This is a genomic window from Streptomyces sp. NPDC097129 (genome assembly GCF_055668065.1).
Genome location: NZ_JBVOQE010000010.1, coordinates 178,586 through 194,385, shown reverse-complemented (window position 1 = coordinate 194,385; position 15,800 = coordinate 178,586). Strand labels below are relative to the sequence as shown.

Here is a 15,800-nt window from a genome sequence, read left to right as displayed (position 1 = left end):
GGGGCGGGAGCGCCGGCTCAGACGCCGCCGGAGCCCGCCGTGCGCACCGGGAGCGGATACGGCGGGGGAGTGCCGCCGAACTCCGGGCAGTGCTCCTGGTGATCGCACCACCCGCACAGCTTCGTCGGCCGCGGCCGCCACTCACCGGTCTCGGTTGCCCGCCGGATCGCCTCCCACAGCGCCAGCAGCTTGCGCTCCACCCGCTCCAGGTCGGCCACGACCGGGTCGTAGGTCAGAACGTCCCCGCTGCCGAGGTACACCAGCTGCAACCGCCGCGGAACGACGTTCTTCAGCCGCCACACGACGAGGGCGTAGAACTTCATCTGGAACAGCGCGCCCTCGGCGTACTCGGGCCGCGGCGCCTTGCCGGTCTTGTAGTCGACGATGCGCACCTCCCCGGTCGGCGCGACGTCCACCCGGTCGATGATCCCGCGCAGCGTCAGCCCCGACTCCAGCTCCGCCTCGACGAACAGCTCACGCTCCGCCGGCTCCAGACGCGTCGGGTCCTCCAGCGTGAACCAGCGCTCCACGAGCTGCTCGGCCTCCGTCAGCCACCGCGCCAGCCGCTCACCGTCCGGATCGTCGGCGAACAGCTCGGTGACCTCCGGGCGGCTCTCCCGCAGCCGCTCCCACTGACCCGGGATGAGCGACTTGGCGCGCGGCGCGGTCCGCTCGGCCGCCGGGGCGTCGAACAGCCGCTCCAGCACGGCATGCACCAGCGTGCCCCGCGTGGCCGCCGCGCTCGGCTTCTCGGGCAGCCGGTCGATCACCCGGAACCGGTACAGCAACGGGCACTGCATGAAGTCACCGGCGCGCGAGGGCGACAGACTGACGGGCGCGGCCCGATCCGCCCGCGGCGCGGCCGGGGCGGCGGCCTCCGGGTGCCCGTCCTCGGAGGCGGGGGCGGCGGCCTCGGGGTGCCCGTCCTCGGAAGCCGGGGTGACGGCCTCGGGGGACCCGTCCTCGGAGGCGGGGGCGGCGGCCTCGGGGGGCCTGTCCTCGGAGGCGGGGGCGGCGGCTTCGGGGTGCCCGTGCTCGGAGGCGGGGGTGACGGCCTCGGGGTGCCCGTCCTCGGAAGCGGGGGCGGCGGCCTCGGGGGACCCGTCCTCGGAAGCCGGGACGGCCGCCTCGGGTACCGCGTCGTCACCGGCTGGGGGCGCCGTGACGCCCGCGGCGGGGGAGGAGACGACCGGTTCCGGAGACACGCCGGATGCAAGCCGTATCGACGGCGTGTCCGCCGCCGCGACCCCGCGCCCCGCCTCCTGGCCGGGCACCGTCGCGGCCAGCGGCCCAGACGCCGTCGCCACGCCTCCCGCCTCGGACGGCGACGGCACCGCCCCGGTGTCGCCGCCGTCCGTCTCGGCCGTACCCTCGCTGCTCGTCTCCATGTCCCCAGACCTTACGGCCCGCCACTGACAGCGCCCCAACCCGCGACGCTGCGGGCGGGGTACGGCACGGCGAACACGGGGGGTGCCGGGGCGGAACGCGTCGCGACGGACGCATACCATCGACCCGATACCCCTTCCGGCCGGCCGGCTCGGAAGACGCTTCGAACGAGGGGACACCGTGGACGAGAGCGGCCGGAGCGCGCAGCCGCGGTCGGGCGACGACGAGGCGGCCGAGCACCACGCCGGCCCGCCGACCCCGCCCGCCGCCCCCGCACACCCCGACCCCACCGGCACCCACGGGGCGTCCGACCAGGCCGAGAAGAAGGCCACCCCGACGAAGCCCTCCGACGTCGAGCCGGCCGCCGGTGAGACCCCCGGTCCGGAAGGTCCCGCGAAGTCCGCCCACTCCGACGTCGAGCCGGCCGCCGGTGAGACCCCCGGCCCGGAGGGTCCCGCGAAGTCCGGTCACTCCGACGACGAGTCGGCCACCGGTGAGAGCCCCGGACCGGAGCGTTCCGCGAAGTCCGGCCACGCCACACCCCCCGGCGACGAACCGGCCCCCGCCCCGGACACCCCCGCGACGCCCGTCCACGCCGCCCGTCCCGGCAACGAGCCGGCCGCCCCCGGCCGGCCCCCCGCCACCCCCCAGCACCCCGTCCCCCCCGCCCCCCGGCACTCCCCGCACGCGCACCGCACCGCCGGCCTCGATCAGCACCCCGACCGCAGCCACGCCCACGGAGGACCCGGCGGACGCCCCCCGCGGCCGCCCGAGCCGCGCAGTGGCCTGCTCATGGGACGCCCCTTCGGCGTGCCCGTCTACGTGGCACCCAGCTGGTTCCTCGTCGCCGCGCTGATCACCTGGGTGTTCGGCGGACAGCTCGACCGCGTGCTGCCCGAGCTCGGCGCCGCCCGCTACCTCGTCTCCCTCTTCTTCGCCGTCGCCTTCTACGCCTCCGTGCTCGTGCACGAGCTCGCCCACACGGTCGCCGCCCTGCGCTTCAAGCTCCCCGTGCGCCGCATCCGGCTGCAGTTCTTCGGCGGCGTCAGCGAGATCGAGAAGGAGGCCGAGACCCCCGGACGGGAGTTCGTCCTCGCCTTCGTCGGCCCGCTGCTCTCCCTCGTCCTGGCCGGCGTCTTCTACCTCGCCATGCAGCCCGTCGAGCCCGGCACCGTCCCCGGCGTCCTGCTCGCCGGCCTGATGATCTCCAACCTCATCGTGGCGATCTTCAACTTCCTGCCCGGCCTGCCCCTCGACGGCGGCCGCATGCTCCGCGCCATCGTCTGGAAGATCACCGGCAAGCCCATGAGCGGCACCGTCGCCGCCGCCTGGGTCGGCCGCGCCCTCGCCGTCTCCGTCCTGATCGGCCTGCCGCTGCTCACCCAGTCCGGCGCCCTCGGCTCCTCCGCCGAGGACAGCGTCGGCATGGACACCGTCACCGACGCCCTGCTCGCCGCCATCCTCGCCGCGATCATCTGGACCGGCGCCGGCAACAGCCTGCGCGTCGCCCGCCTGCGCGAGCACCTGCCCGAACTGCGCGCCCGCAACCTCACCCGCCGCGCGGTCCCCGTCCACACCGACACCCCGCTCTCCGAGGCCCTGCGCCGCGCCAACGAGGCCGGCGCCCGCGCCCTCGTCGTCGTCGACACCGACGGCGAACCCCTCTCCCTGGTCCGCGAGGCCGCCATCGTCGGCGTCCCCGAACACCGCCGCCCCTGGGTCGCGGTCAGCAACCTCGCCCAGGACCTCACCGACGGCATGCGGGTCTCCGCCGAACTGGCCGGCGAGGACCTCCTGGAAGTCCTGCGCGCCACCCCCGCCAGCGAGTACCTCGTCGTCGAGGACACCGGCGAGATCTACGGCGTGCTGTCCGCCGCCGACGTCGAGCGCGCCTTCGTCAAGGCCATGGCCCGGCCCAGCTGACCCCCCAGCTCCACCACCCCTCTACCGCCGCTCCACCGCCCCTCTCCCGCGACGGGGCGTGGTCCGCGGCCCCCGCAAACCCCGGTAGGCTGGTCACATGTCCGAACCGACCGGTGCCGCCCGCCGCCGCGGGCCCTTCAAGGTCGGGGACCAGGTACAGCTGACCGACCCCAAGGGCCGCCACTACACGTTCACGCTCGAGGCCGGGAAGAACTTCCACACCCACAAGGGGAGCTTCCCGCACGACGAACTGATCGGCGCTCCCGAGGGCAGCGTTGTCCGCACCACCGGCAACGTCGCCTACCTCGCGCTGCGCCCCCTGCTCCCCGACTACGTCCTGTCCATGCCCCGCGGGGCAGCCGTCGTCTACCCGAAGGACGCGGGGCACATCCTCGCCTTCGCCGACATCTTCCCCGGCGCCCGCGTCGTGGAGGCCGGCGTCGGCTCGGGCTCGCTCAGCAGCTTCCTGCTGCGGGCCATCGGCGACCAGGGCATGCTGCACAGCTACGAGCGCCGCGAGGACTTCGCGGAGATCGCCCGGCAGAACGTGGAGCGCTACTTCGGCGGCCCGCACCCGGCCTGGCAGCTCACCGTCGGCGACCTGCAGGACAACCTGTCCGACACCGACGTCGACCGCGTCATCCTCGACATGCTCGCTCCCTGGGAGTGCCTGGAGGCCGTCTCCAAGGCCCTGGTGCCCGGCGGCATCGTCTGCTGCTACGTCGCCACCACCACCCAGCTCGCCCGGACCGTGGAGTCCATCCGGGAGATCGGCGGCTTCAACGAGCCGACCGCCTGGGAGACCATGATCCGCAACTGGCACATCGAGGGTCTGGCCGTACGCCCGGACCACCGGATGATCGGCCACACCGGCTTCCTCCTCACCGCCCGCCGTCTGGCCGACGGCGTCGAGCCGCCCATGCGCCGCCGCCGCCCCGCCAAGGGCGCCTACGGCGAGGACTACAGCGGCCCCAACGCCGACGGCGGCCTCGGCCGCTGAGGCACGCCCTCACCACGACAACGCAACGGCGCCGTGGCCGAGTTCCCGCACCCCGCGCGGAACTCGGCCACGGCGCCGTCGTCTTCGCCCCACGCCGCACCGGCAGGAACCCGAGGCACACCCCGCCGTTCCGCCGCACTGTGACGTGTGGCACCATGCAGGCCACCCCCACCGGCACAGCCCTCACAGGAGACACTTCCTAGTGCAGCAATCCGCCGTCCCGGAACTGGCCCACACGCACACCCGCCCCATCCACTGGCTCGCGACCGCCACCGCCCTCGCCGGCGTCGTGGCGCTCACCTCCCTGCTGCAACCGCGCACGGCGACGGCTGCCCCGGCACCCGGCGCGCAAACCGCCACTGTCGCCGCCCCCGCCACCACCGGCGTGCACTTCCCCCTGGACTGCGGCCCCGTCAAGGCCATCGTCGTGAAACAGGCCACCGGCGACCTCGACGGCGACCACCGGCCCGAGACCGTCGCCGTCGTGCACTGCGACGCCCCCATGGGCACCCCGCCCGACGGCGTCTACGTCCTCACGCGCGCGTCCGGCACCGGACAGCCGCGCATCGTGGCCACCCTGGCCGACCCCAAGGACCGCACCGACGTCAGCGACATCGCCGTACACGACAAAGCCGTGCACGCCACGCTCCTCGGCTACTCCTCCGACGACGTGCCCGCATGCTGCCCCGACGTACGGCAGAGCGTGAAGTGGCAGTGGAAGGACGGCGCGTTCGTCCGCTCCACCCCCGGCCAGGCCCGCAGCGTGTGACGTGCGCCACAGCAGTGTGAGGAATCGGACAACCCCGAGGGCGGCCACACGCGCGTGGCGCACGGCCGCCCTCGAAAGCGTCTCGAAGACGACTTAACGCGCGGCGCCCGGACGGTCACCCCGCGTCCGGGCCGTACACCTCCACCCGGTCCGCCACCCGCCGCACATGAATGCACTCACCCGGACACTCACGGGCCGAGTCCACCACGTCCGTCAGCAGCGGCAGCGGCACCGGCACCGACGCGCCCGGCGCCTGCAGCAGCGCCTCGTCGGCGCCCTTCACATAGGCCAGGCCGTCGATGTCCAGCTCGAACACCTCCGGCGCGTACTGGGCGCAGATACCGTCACCGGTACACAGGTCCTGATCGATCCAGACCTCCAGCGCCTCGCCCGCGGACGCGGCCTCCTGCTGCACGGTCACCTCTCCTGCCGTTTACGGTCGAGCCCCACGGGAACGATGCAGGCTCTGACGGGTGTTGAACACTTCGACCCTACCTGGGCCCGCTTTCCAATCATGTTCCGTGGGTATTCCCCTGGCGTGAGGGAGAGCGCAAGGGTGAAGATCGGACACACCCCGACCGTCTTTATTGATCTAGGGGTTTCAATCGACACCCGCCCAGGTAGGGTCTGGAAGCGTCCAGCTCCCCTTGGAGGAGGTGAGGACCGTGGCAGCCCACGACGACGACATTGACCGCGGCATCCGCCCGGGACGCGGGTCCGACGACCCGACCGGGCAGATTGCCTACCTTGAGCAGGAGATCGCCGTCCTGCGACGCAAGCTCGCCGACTCTCCGCGACACACGAGGATTCTCGAAGAGCGGATCGTCGAGCTGCAGACCAACCTGGCCGGCGTGTCCGCCCAGAACGAGCGGCTCGCCAACACCCTGCGCGAGGCCCGCGACCAGATCGTGGCCCTCAAGGAAGAGGTCGACCGGCTCGCCCAGCCGCCCGCCGGCTTCGGCGTCTTCCTGCAGGCCAACGAAGACGGCACCGCCGACATCTTCACCGGCGGCCGCAAGCTCCGCGTGAACGTCAGCCCCAACGTCGAGCTCGACGATCTCCGGCGCGGCCAGGAAGTCATGCTCAACGAGGCGCTCAACGTGGTCGAGGCCATGGAGTACGAGAGCGTCGGCGACATCGTCACCCTCAAGGAGATCCTCGAGGACGGCGAGCGCGCCCTGGTGCTCGGGCACACCGACGAGGAACGGGTGGTACGGCTCGCCGAGCCGCTGCTGGACGTCACCATCCGCCCCGGCGACGCCCTCCTGCTCGAACCCCGCTCCGGCTACGTCTACGAGGTCGTCCCCAAGAGCGAGGTCGAGGAACTCGTCCTCGAAGAGGTCCCCGACATCGGCTACGAGGCCATCGGCGGCCTCGGCGGCCAGATCGAAGCCATCCGCGACGCGGTCGAGCTTCCCTACCTGTACCCCGACCTGTTCAAGGAGCACGAACTGCGGCCGCCCAAGGGCGTGCTGCTCTACGGACCCCCCGGATGCGGTAAGACGCTGATCGCCAAGGCCGTCGCGAACTCGCTGGCCAAGAAGGTCGCCGAAGTCACCGGCCAGGCCGCCGGCAAGAGCTTCTTCCTCAACATCAAGGGCCCCGAGCTGCTCAACAAGTACGTCGGCGAGACCGAGCGGCAGATCCGCCTGGTCTTCCAGCGGGCCCGGGAGAAGGCATCCGAGGGCACCCCCGTGATCGTCTTCTTCGACGAGATGGAGTCCCTCTTCCGCACCCGCGGCTCCGGCGTCAGCTCGGACGTGGAGAACACCATCGTCCCGCAGCTGCTCGCCGAGATCGACGGCGTGGAAGGCCTGCAGAACGTGGTCGTGATCGGCGCCTCCAACCGCGAGGACATGATCGACCCCGCCATCCTGCGCCCCGGCCGGCTCGACGTGAAGATCAAGATCGAGCGCCCGGACGCCGAGGCCGCCAAGGACATCTTCGGCAAGTACCTCACCGAACGCCTCCCGCTGCACGCCGACGACCTCGACGAGCACGGCGGCGACAAGAGCGCCACGGTCCACGCCATGATCCAGACCGCGGTCGAGCACATGTACGCGGAAACCGAGGAGAACCGCTTCCTGGAAGTCACCTACGCCAACGGTGACAAGGAAGTCCTCTACTTCAAGGACTTCAACTCCGGCGCCATGATCGAGAACATCGTGGGCCGGGCCAAGAAGATGGCAATCAAGGATTTCCTGGAAAAGAGCCAGAAGGGCCTCCGCGTCTCCCACCTCCTCCAGGCATGCGTGGACGAGTTCAAGGAGAACGAGGACCTGCCCAACACCACCAACCCGGACGACTGGGCCCGAATCTCCGGAAAGAAGGGCGAGCGGATCGTCTACATCCGCACCCTCATCACCGGAAAGCAGGGCGCCGACACCGGACGCTCCATCGACACGGTGGCGAACACCGGACAGTACCTGTAAAAAGCAGGGTGGCTGCGGGTGCCCTCGCCGGGTACCCGCAGCCCGCTGTTTTTTCCGGACAGATCCCGGGCACAGCACACAAGGCAGTGACGCAAATGATCTCCCCACCAGCGCAAAGGCGTTCTAGGCTCTTCCATACCGCCCGGTCGCGCAGTGCGGGGAGGGGCACCGCACACGCACCGGAGCAATCGCGGTACTTGAGCGGCGCCTACGACCGAGGGTGCCGCCGGGCAAGGAGGGCCGCATGACCGTACGGCGAGTAATGGGCATCGAGACGGAGTACGGCATCTCCGTCCCCGGCCACCCCAATGCCAATGCCATGCTCACCTCGTCCCAGATCGTCAACGCCTACGCGGCGGCGATGCACCGGGCCCGCCGAGCCCGGTGGGACTTCGAGGAGGAGAACCCGCTGCGCGACGCACGGGGCTTCGACCTCGCCCGCGAGGCCGCCGACTCCACCCAGCTCACCGACGAGGACATCGGCCTGGCCAACGTCATCCTCACCAACGGCGCCCGCCTCTACGTCGACCACGCACACCCCGAGTACAGCGCCCCCGAGGTCACCAACCCCCGCGACGCCGTCCTGTGGGACAAGGCCGGCGAGCGGATCATGGCCGAGGCCGCCGAACGGGCCGCCCAGCTCCCCGGCGCCCAGCCGATCCACCTCTACAAGAACAACACCGACAACAAGGGCGCCTCCTACGGCACGCACGAGAACTACCTGATGAAGCGGGAGACCCCCTTCTCGGACATCGTGCGCCACCTGACGCCCTTCTTCATCTCCCGCCAGGTCTTCGCCGGCGCCGGTCGCGTCGGCATCGGCCAGGACGGCCACGAGCACGGCTTCCAGCTCAGCCAGCGCGCCGACTACTTCGAGGTCGAGGTCGGACTGGAGACCACCCTCAAGCGCCCCATCATCAACACCCGCGACGAGCCGCACGCGGATGCCGAGAAGTACCGCCGCCTGCACGTGATCATCGGCGACGCGAACCTCTCGGAGATCTCCACCTACCTCAAGCTGGGCACGACGGCCCTCGTCCTGTCCATGATCGAAGACGGGTTCATCGCGGTCGACCTCGCCGTCGACCAGCCCGTCCGCACCCTGCACCAGGTCTCCCACGACCCCTCACTCAAGCGCCTGGTCACCCTGCGCAGCGGCCGCACACTCACCGCGGTCCAGCTGCAGATGGAGTACTTCGAGCTCTCCCGCAAGTACGTCGAGGAGCGCTTCGGGGCGGACACCGACGAGCAGACCAAGGACGTGCTCTCGCGCTGGGAGGACACCCTCACGCGCCTGGAGAACGACCCCATGAGCCTGGCCGGCGAACTGGACTGGGTCGCCAAACGCGAGCTCATGGAGGGCTACCGGCGCCGCGACAGCCTCGACTGGGACGCGGCACGCCTGCACCTGGTCGACCTGCAGTACGCCGACGTACGGCCCGAGAAGGGCCTGTACAACCGCCTGGCGACCCGTGGGCGCATGAAGCGGCTGCTGGACGAGGCGGAGGTCGAGCGGGCCATGCACAAGCCCCCGGAGGACACCCGCGCGTACTTCCGCGGCCGCTGCCTGGAGCAGTACGCCGACGACGTCGCCGCGGCCTCCTGGGACTCGGTGATCTTCGACCTGCCGGGCCGGGACTCCCTCCAGCGGGTCCCAACCCTCGAACCGCTTCGCGGAACGCGAAATCACGTCAAGGAGCTGCTGGACCGCTGCCGCACGGCGGAAGACCTGGTCAGGGTGCTCTCGGGCAACTGACGGGTACTCGTCGGTCTCCCCGGCCGGAACAGGGTGGAAATGCCTCCGGCCGGGAATCATCGAGGTGGCCCCCGCACGTTGTGGAAACTGCGGGGCCGATGTCGGACCCGGCTTGTAGGGTCTGATCATCACCGATCGGCAGGAATGCCGACCTGTCGACCCATGTCGGGCGAAAGAGCGGGGTGAGGGTTATGGCAACCAAGGACACCGGCGGCGGCCAGCAGAAGGCCACGCGCTCCACGGAGGAGGTCGAGGAGCAGGCGCAGGACGCACAGGCCTCGGACGACCTCAAGGAGCGCCAGGAGAAGCTGAGCGACGACGTGGACTCCGTCCTGGACGAGATCGACGACGTACTCGAGGAGAACGCCGAGGATTTCGTGAGGTCCTTCGTGCAAAAAGGTGGAGAGTGAAGGCCGTGTTGGTCTTCTAGTTTCGAAGCGAAGGTGGCGGGGGGAATGGGAGTGGCCGGCGACCCGGATGCGAAGCCGTGCCGGAAATGCCGGCGGCTCCTTCCTCTTGCTGCATTCGCACGGGACAGGAATCGGCGTGACGGCCTCCAGGTCGACTGCCGGGAGTGCGTTGCGGAATACAGCGCCCTGCGCTATCGACAGCGCCGGGAGGCCATGGGCAAGCCCGTCAGGGAGAAGGTGGACGTCCCACCAGGGCACAAGCTCTGCCGGGCATGCGGGGAGATCAAGCCGCACAGTGACTGGCATCGCAACGCCACCGCCTCCGATGGTCTGTCCACACGGTGCAAGGCGTGCCGAGCGGCGCTGGGGCGTGAGCAGCATCTGAAGCGTCAGTACGGCATCACAGAAGACGAGCGAGACGCTCTGATCGCCGCTCAGGGCGGGGTCTGCTGCATATGTCTATCCGCTCCGCCCGCTCATGTGGATCACTGTCACGAGACGGGTAGGGTCCGTGGCGTACTGTGCTTCAGCTGCAACGCAGCACTGGGGCAGTTCAAGGATCGGCCCGACGTCATAAGGCGGGCTGCTGCATACGTGGAAGGAACCTCGTGGAAGCCAACTCTCGTGGCACCGGGCGTCTACCTGCTGCCTTCCTGACGCCAGGATCCTCCTCCTTCATGGACTTCCTCGCCGAGCACCAGCCGGAGATGCTGCCGGGCAAGCGCCGGCTGCCTCCGGTGCAGGGTGTGATCGAGGCGCCGCACGGGACGACCATCGTGTCCGTGACGTTCCCCGGCGGCGTGGTGCTGGCCGGTGACCGCCGGGCCACCATGGGCAACGTCATCGCGCAGCGCGACATCGAGAAGGTGTTCCCGGCCGACGAGTACTCGGCCGTCGGGATCGCCGGCACCGCCGGTCTCGCCGTCGAGATGGTCAAGCTCTTCCAGCTCGAGCTGGAGCACTTCGAGAAGGTCGAGGGTGCTCAGCTGTCGCTGGAGGGCAAGGCCAACCGCCTGTCGACGATGATCCGCTCCAACCTCGGCATGGCCATGCAGGGCCTGGCCGTGGTGCCCCTGTTCGCGGGGTTCGACGTGGACCGCGCCAAGGGCCGTATCTTCTCCTACGACGTCACGGGCGGCCGTACCGAGGAGCGTGGCTTCGCGGCCACGGGCTCGGGTTCGGTGTTCGCGCGGGGCGCGATGAAGAAGCTGTACCGCGAGGATCTGACCGAGGCCGACGCCACGACCCTGGTGGTGCAGGCCCTGTACGACGCGGCCGACGACGACTCGGCGACCGGTGGTCCCGATGTCGCCCGCCGGATCTACCCGATCGTCACCGTGATCACCGAGGACGGTTTCCGCCGGCTGACCGACGACGAGTGCTCCGAGATCGCCCGCTCGGTGCTGCAGCGGCGTCTGGAGCAGCCGGACGGCCCGCGCGCCGCCCTGCTCTGAGGGCCGGGCCCGGATTTGTTGTCAGGTGATCCAGTGACTTCCACAGAAAGGGACGGATAACCGGTGTCGACGCCGTTCTATGTCTCACCCCAGCAGGCGATGGCCGACCGCGCCGAGTACGCCCGCAAGGGCATCGCGCGTGGCCGCAGTCTGGTCGTCATGCAGTACGCCGACGGCATCGTGTTCGTCGGTGAGAACCCGTCCCGCGCGCTGCACAAGTTCAGCGAGATCTACGACCGGATCGGGTTCGCCGCGGCCGGTAAGTACAACGAGTACGAGAATCTGCGCATCGGCGGTGTGCGTTACGCCGACCTGCGTGGTTACACCTACGACCGGGACGATGTCACGGCGCGGGGTCTGGCGAACGTCTACGCGCAGACGCTGGGCACGATCTTCTCGTCGGCGGCGGAGAAGCCGTACGAGGTGGAGCTGGTGGTGGCCGAGGTGGGGGAGACCCCGGAGGGCGACCAGATCTACCGGCTGCCGCACGATGGTTCGATCGTGGACGAGCACGGCTCGGTGGCGGTGGGTGGCAACGCCGAGCAGATCAGCGGTTTCCTGGATCAGCATCACCAGGACGGCATGAGTCTCGCGGAGGCGTTGCAGCTGGCTGTGCGGGCGTTGTCGCGGGACACCAACGGCACGGAGCGGGAGATTCCGGCCGAGCGTCTGGAGGTGGCGGTGCTGGACCGTACGCGGCCGCAGCAGCGCAAGTTCAAGCGGATCGTCGGTCCGCAGCTCGGCCGTCTGCTGCTGGCGGGCAGTACGGCCACGGAGGCCGAGAGCAGCGACGAGGAGTAGTACCAGGCGTAGTGCCACGCGGGTTTTCTGCGCCCCGGCCGGTGACGGCCGGGGCGCCGTGGTGTTCAGGGGGCTTTGGGCGGTGCCGTGGAGCCCCGTACGACGAGTTCGACCGGGATGTCCCCTGCCTCGGGCGTACGGCCCTCCAGGACCGCCAGCAGGGCCCGCATGCCGTGTTCGCCGAACAGTTCGGCGTCGAGTCGTACGGTGGTCAGTTCGGGGTCGATGGCGGTGGCGAGGCCGAGGTCGTCGACGCCGGTGACGGAGATGTCCTCGGGGACGCGCAGGCCGAGCCGGCGGAGTGCTTTGTAGGCGCCGGCAGCGAGCATGTCGTCGTCGCAGACGATCGCCGTCGGGCGTGGTCCTGCCGGGCTCAGTGCTGCCTCGGTGGCGGCCAGTCCGGCGTCGATGGAGATGGGTGCGGGGGCGGGTGCGGTGTGCAGGGTCGCTCCCGGTGTGGCGGTGATCCGTTGCGCGAGTTCACGCGCGCGTACGTCGAACGTCCATGAGGGGACGTCGGCGGCGAGGTGCAGGAAGTGGCGGTGGCCGAGGGCGAGCAGGTGTTCGGTGACCTGGCGGACGCCGTCGGCGATGTCGAGGTTGACGGTGGCCGCGCCGAGGCTGCCTTCGGGGTCGCTGTCGAGCATGACGAGGGGCAGGCGGTCGCCGCGGATGGCGGTGAGGGCGTCGGCGGCCATGGAGGAGGCGAGGACGCCGTCGAGGGCGGCCTGGGCGGAGGCGAAGGGGTCGCGGGCGGGGCCGACGCCTTCGGGGGAGGGGTAGAGGACGACGCCGAAGCCGTGGTCGGCGGCGACGCGGGCGGCGCCGGTGTAGACGCCGGCGAAGAACTCGGTGGTGAGTGCCGGGACGACGAGCAGGATGGTGCGGGTGCGGCCGAGGCGCAGGTTGCGGGCGGCGAGGTTGGGCCGGTAGTCGAGTTCGCGCGCGGCTTCGCGGACGCGTTCGGCGGTGGTCTCGGAGACCCGGCCGCGCCATTTGCCGCCCAGGACGAGGGAGACGGCGGCCTGGGAGACGCCGGCCGCCTGGGCGACGTCCCGGCTGGTGGGGCGGGTGCTGTCTCGGGCCACCGTCCGCTCACTTCCGTCGTCTGGACTGCTGAACAGCGCACATGGTACGTATGACGCAGGACGTTATACGTAAAACTTGAGCCGGAGGGCGGACGGAATGGCCGCGGGATACCTGGAGATCCTCAGGGCGAGGCATGCCGCCCGCCTGCTCGTGGGCACGCTGGTGGGACGGCTGCCCAACGCCACCGCGGCGATCGCGATCGTGCTGTTCGTGCGGGCCGAGGGCGGCACGTACAGCCTCGCGGGGGCGCTCGCGGCCGTGTACGGCGTCGCCAACGCCGTGGGCCAGCCGGTGCTCGGCCGGCTCGTCGACCTGTACGGGCAGCCGCGGATCCAGCTGCCCGCCGCACTCGCCTCGGCGCTGGCCATGGCCGTCTTCGCCGCCGTCGGCACCGGCCCGGCTCCGCTGGCCTACGCTGCGGTCGCCGCGTCCGGGCTGTTCACCCCGCCGCTGGAGGGCGGTCTGCGGGCGCTGTGGCCGAGTGTGCTGCGCCGCGAGGACCAGGTGCACACAGCGTACGCCATGGACGCGATCGCCCAGGAGGTCATGTTCACCGTCGGCCCGCTGCTGGTGACGGTGTGCGTCTCCCTGTGGTCCGCGCAGGCGGCGCTGCTCGTGCTCGGTGCCCTCGGTGTCGTCGGGGCGCTCTCGGTCGTCGTGTCGCCTCCTTCGCGCGCGTGGCGGTCCGCGCCGCGTGAGGCGCACTGGCTGGGCGCGCTGCGCTCGCCGGGGCTGCTGGCGCTGCTCGCCGCGTTCCTGTTCATCGGCATGGCGCTGGGCTCCATCACGGTGGCTTCTGTGCCGTATGCGGACGGTCATGGCGGGGACGCGGTGTACGGCTGGCTGATGGCGGCGATCGGGCTGGGTGCGCTGGCCGGCGGCGCGGTGTACGGGGCGCGGCAGTGGGCCGGGCCGCCGGAGCCGCGACTGCGGGTTCTGGTGGCGCTTCTGGCGGTGTGTTACCTGCCGCTGATGCTGATGCCGGGTGCGGTCGCCATGGTGGCGCTGACCGCGCTCGCCGGGGTGTTTCTGGCGCCGTCCATCGCCTGTGCGTTCGTCATCGTCGACCGGCACGCGCCGAGCGGCACGGTCACCGAGGCGTTCTCGTGGCTGGTGACCACGTTCACGGTGGGCGCGTCGGTGGGAACGGGCCTGGCGGGGCCGGTCGTCCAGGAGGGCGGCGCGCTGTGGGGATTCGCGGTACCCGGTGCGGCCGGGGCGGTTTCGCTGCTCGTTCTGGTGGGTACGCGCACCGTCCTCGCAGTTCCCGCCGCGACAGGGGTTGTTGCGGCCTCATCGGAAAATGATCCAAATCGTGCTGCCGAACCCCGTTTCAGTTCGGGGGATCGGGCGTAATGTTCCCTCATGGACCGCCGCATTTTCGGGCTGGAGAACGAGTACGGCGTCACGTGCACGTTCAGGGGACAGCGCCGTCTGTCACCTGACGAGGTGGCGCGGTACCTCTTCCGCCGTGTCGTGTCATGGGGCCGCAGCAGCAATGTCTTTCTGCGGAACGGTGCCCGCCTCTATCTCGATGTGGGCTCGCACCCGGAATACGCGACACCTGAATGTGACAACGTGATCGAGCTGGTCACCCACGACAAGGCCGGAGAGCGCATTCTCGAGGGCCTGCTGGTGGACGCGGAACGACGCCTGCACGAGGAAGGAATCGCAGGCGACGTCTACCTCTTCAAGAACAACACCGACTCGGCGGGAAACTCCTACGGCTGCCATGAGAACTATCTGGTGGCCCGGCACGGGGAGTTCTCGCGGCTCGCGGACATCCTCATCCCCTTCCTGGTGACGCGGCAGCTGCTGTGCGGTGCGGGCAAGGTCCTGCAGACCCCGCGCGGCGCCGTCTACTGCGTCAGCCAGCGGGCCGAGCACATCTGGGAGGGCGTCTCCTCGGCGACGACCCGCTCGCGGCCCATCATCAACACCCGCGACGAGCCGCACGCCGACGCCGAGCGCTACCGGCGCCTGCATGTGATCGTGGGCGACTCCAACATGTCCGAGACGACCATGCTGCTCAAGGTCGGCGCGACCGACCTGGTGCTGCGCATGATCGAGGCGGGCACGGTGATGCGTGACCTCACCCTGGAGAACCCGATCCGGGCGATCCGCGAGGTCAGCCACGACATCACCGGCCGCCGCAAGGTGCGCCTGGCCAGTGGCCGCGAGGCCTCCGCCCTGGAGGTGCAGCGCGAGTACTACGAGAAGGCCGTCGACTTCTGCGAGCGCCGCGGTATCCGCACGGGCACCGTGGAGCAGGTGCTGGAGCTGTGGGGCCGCACGCTGGACGCGATCGAGGCCGAGGACCTCGACCGTATCGGCACCGAGATCGACTGGGTCATGAAGTACAAGCTCATCGAGCGGTATCGGGCCAAGCACAACATGACCATGTCGCATCCGCGGGTCGCGCAGATAGACCTCGCGTACCACGACATCCACCGTCGTCGTGGCCTGTACTACCTGCTGGAGAAGAAGGGGCAAGCGGCCCGGATCTGCAACGACTTGAAGATCTTCGAGGGCAAGTCGGTTCCTCCGCAGACCACTCGGGCCAGGTTGCGCGGCGACTTCATCCGCCGGGCGCAGGAACAGCGGCGGGACTTCACCGTCGACTGGGTGCACTTGAAGCTGAACGACCAGGCACAGCGGACCGTGTTGTGCAAGGACCCGTTCCGGTCGGTGGACGACCGGGTGGAGAAGCTCATCGCGGGAATGTGAGTCTGCGTTTTCGGCGACATGCCGGAACGCCACTCGGGCGCCGTACGTTACCC

General features: G+C 70.3%; 13 protein-coding genes and 1 pseudogene. 11 read left to right on the top strand and 3 right to left on the bottom strand.

Annotated elements, in window-relative coordinates; all coding sequences use genetic code 11:
* Positions 1–17 precede the first annotated feature (17 nt).
* Positions 18–917: pseudogene (locus tag AC0B9F_RS27360) on the bottom strand (RecB family exonuclease); the annotation flags it as partial.
* Positions 918–1,566: 649 nt separating this feature from the next.
* On the opposite strand from AC0B9F_RS27360, the gene AC0B9F_RS27355 reads away from it, so the two are divergent.
* From AC0B9F_RS27355 to AC0B9F_RS27345, 3 genes are all read left to right on the top strand, one after another.
* The gene (locus tag AC0B9F_RS27355; protein WP_472007045.1) at positions 1,567–3,309 is read left to right on the top strand and encodes a site-2 protease family protein; all 1,743 of its coding nucleotides are present in this window, start codon (positions 1,567–1,569) and stop codon (positions 3,307–3,309) included.
* A gap of 97 nt (positions 3,310–3,406) precedes the next feature.
* Entirely contained in the window at positions 3,407–4,309 is a 903-nt protein-coding gene (locus AC0B9F_RS27350) for a tRNA (adenine-N1)-methyltransferase (RefSeq protein ID WP_472007044.1), read from the top strand.
* Between the two features lie 202 nt (positions 4,310–4,511).
* Positions 4,512–5,078, top strand: a complete 567-nt coding sequence (locus AC0B9F_RS27345) for a hypothetical protein (protein WP_472007042.1) — start codon at positions 4,512–4,514, stop codon at positions 5,076–5,078.
* A 115-nt stretch (positions 5,079–5,193) separates the two neighbouring features.
* Here AC0B9F_RS27345 and AC0B9F_RS27340 read toward each other — a convergent pair whose 3' ends face one another.
* Positions 5,194–5,499 carry a ferredoxin gene (locus tag AC0B9F_RS27340; protein WP_472007041.1) on the bottom strand — a complete coding sequence of 102 codons (306 nt, stop codon included), beginning with the start codon at positions 5,497–5,499 and terminating at the stop codon, positions 5,194–5,196.
* 244 nt (positions 5,500–5,743) lie between these two features.
* Between AC0B9F_RS27340 and arc the strand changes: the two genes are divergently transcribed.
* From arc to prcA, 6 genes are all read left to right on the top strand, one after another.
* Positions 5,744–7,510, top strand: a complete 1,767-nt coding sequence (gene arc, locus AC0B9F_RS27335) for a proteasome ATPase (protein WP_472007040.1) — start codon at positions 5,744–5,746, stop codon at positions 7,508–7,510.
* A 244-nt stretch (positions 7,511–7,754) separates the two neighbouring features.
* Entirely contained in the window at positions 7,755–9,266 is a 1,512-nt protein-coding gene (gene dop, locus AC0B9F_RS27330) for a depupylase/deamidase Dop (RefSeq protein WP_472007039.1), read from the top strand.
* 191 nt (positions 9,267–9,457) lie between these two features.
* The gene (locus tag AC0B9F_RS27325; protein ID WP_028801616.1) at positions 9,458–9,676 is read left to right on the top strand and encodes a ubiquitin-like protein Pup; all 219 of its coding nucleotides are present in this window, start codon (positions 9,458–9,460) and stop codon (positions 9,674–9,676) included.
* Positions 9,677–9,721: 45 nt separating this feature from the next.
* Positions 9,722–10,333, top strand: a complete 612-nt coding sequence (locus tag AC0B9F_RS27320; protein ID WP_472007037.1) for an endonuclease VII domain-containing protein — start codon at positions 9,722–9,724, stop codon at positions 10,331–10,333.
* Positions 10,285–11,130, top strand: coding sequence for a proteasome subunit beta (gene prcB, locus AC0B9F_RS27315; protein WP_472007036.1), 846 nt, complete (start codon positions 10,285–10,287; stop codon positions 11,128–11,130). The genes AC0B9F_RS27320 and prcB overlap by 49 nt, the downstream gene beginning before the upstream one ends.
* A gap of 63 nt (positions 11,131–11,193) precedes the next feature.
* A complete protein-coding gene (prcA, locus tag AC0B9F_RS27310; RefSeq protein ID WP_472007034.1) occupies positions 11,194–11,931 on the top strand; it encodes a proteasome subunit alpha in 738 nt (245 codons plus the stop codon).
* A 65-nt stretch (positions 11,932–11,996) separates the two neighbouring features.
* On the opposite strand, the gene AC0B9F_RS27305 is transcribed toward prcA, so the two are convergent.
* Positions 11,997–13,019 carry a LacI family DNA-binding transcriptional regulator gene (locus AC0B9F_RS27305; RefSeq protein ID WP_472007033.1) on the bottom strand — a complete coding sequence of 341 codons (1,023 nt, stop codon included), beginning with the start codon at positions 13,017–13,019 and terminating at the stop codon, positions 11,997–11,999.
* Between the two features lie 97 nt (positions 13,020–13,116).
* On the opposite strand from AC0B9F_RS27305, the gene AC0B9F_RS27300 reads away from it, so the two are divergent.
* Positions 13,117–14,376, top strand: a complete 1,260-nt coding sequence (locus AC0B9F_RS27300; RefSeq protein ID WP_472007030.1) for an MFS transporter — start codon at positions 13,117–13,119, stop codon at positions 14,374–14,376.
* A gap of 9 nt (positions 14,377–14,385) precedes the next feature.
* On the top strand, positions 14,386–15,747 hold the full coding sequence (pafA, locus tag AC0B9F_RS27295) for a Pup--protein ligase (protein WP_009297738.1): 1,362 nt from the start codon (positions 14,386–14,388) through the stop codon (positions 15,745–15,747).
* Positions 15,748–15,800: the final 53 nt, after the last annotated feature.

What these genes read in the sequence shown, in the direction of transcription:
- AC0B9F_RS27350 (WP_472007044.1), top strand. Translation starts at nt 3,407, where the DNA reads ATGTCCGAACCGACCGGTGCCGCCCGCCGCCGCGGGCCCTTCAAGGTC.
- dop (WP_472007039.1), top strand. Translation starts at nt 7,755, where the DNA reads ATGACCGTACGGCGAGTAATGGGCATCGAGACGGAGTACGGCATCTCC.
- AC0B9F_RS27325 (WP_028801616.1), top strand. Translation starts at nt 9,458, where the DNA reads ATGGCAACCAAGGACACCGGCGGCGGCCAGCAGAAGGCCACGCGCTCC.
- AC0B9F_RS27320 (WP_472007037.1), top strand. Translation starts at nt 9,722, where the DNA reads ATGGGAGTGGCCGGCGACCCGGATGCGAAGCCGTGCCGGAAATGCCGG.
- AC0B9F_RS27300 (WP_472007030.1), top strand. Translation starts at nt 13,117, where the DNA reads ATGGCCGCGGGATACCTGGAGATCCTCAGGGCGAGGCATGCCGCCCGC.
- pafA (WP_009297738.1), top strand. Translation starts at nt 14,386, where the DNA reads ATGGACCGCCGCATTTTCGGGCTGGAGAACGAGTACGGCGTCACGTGC.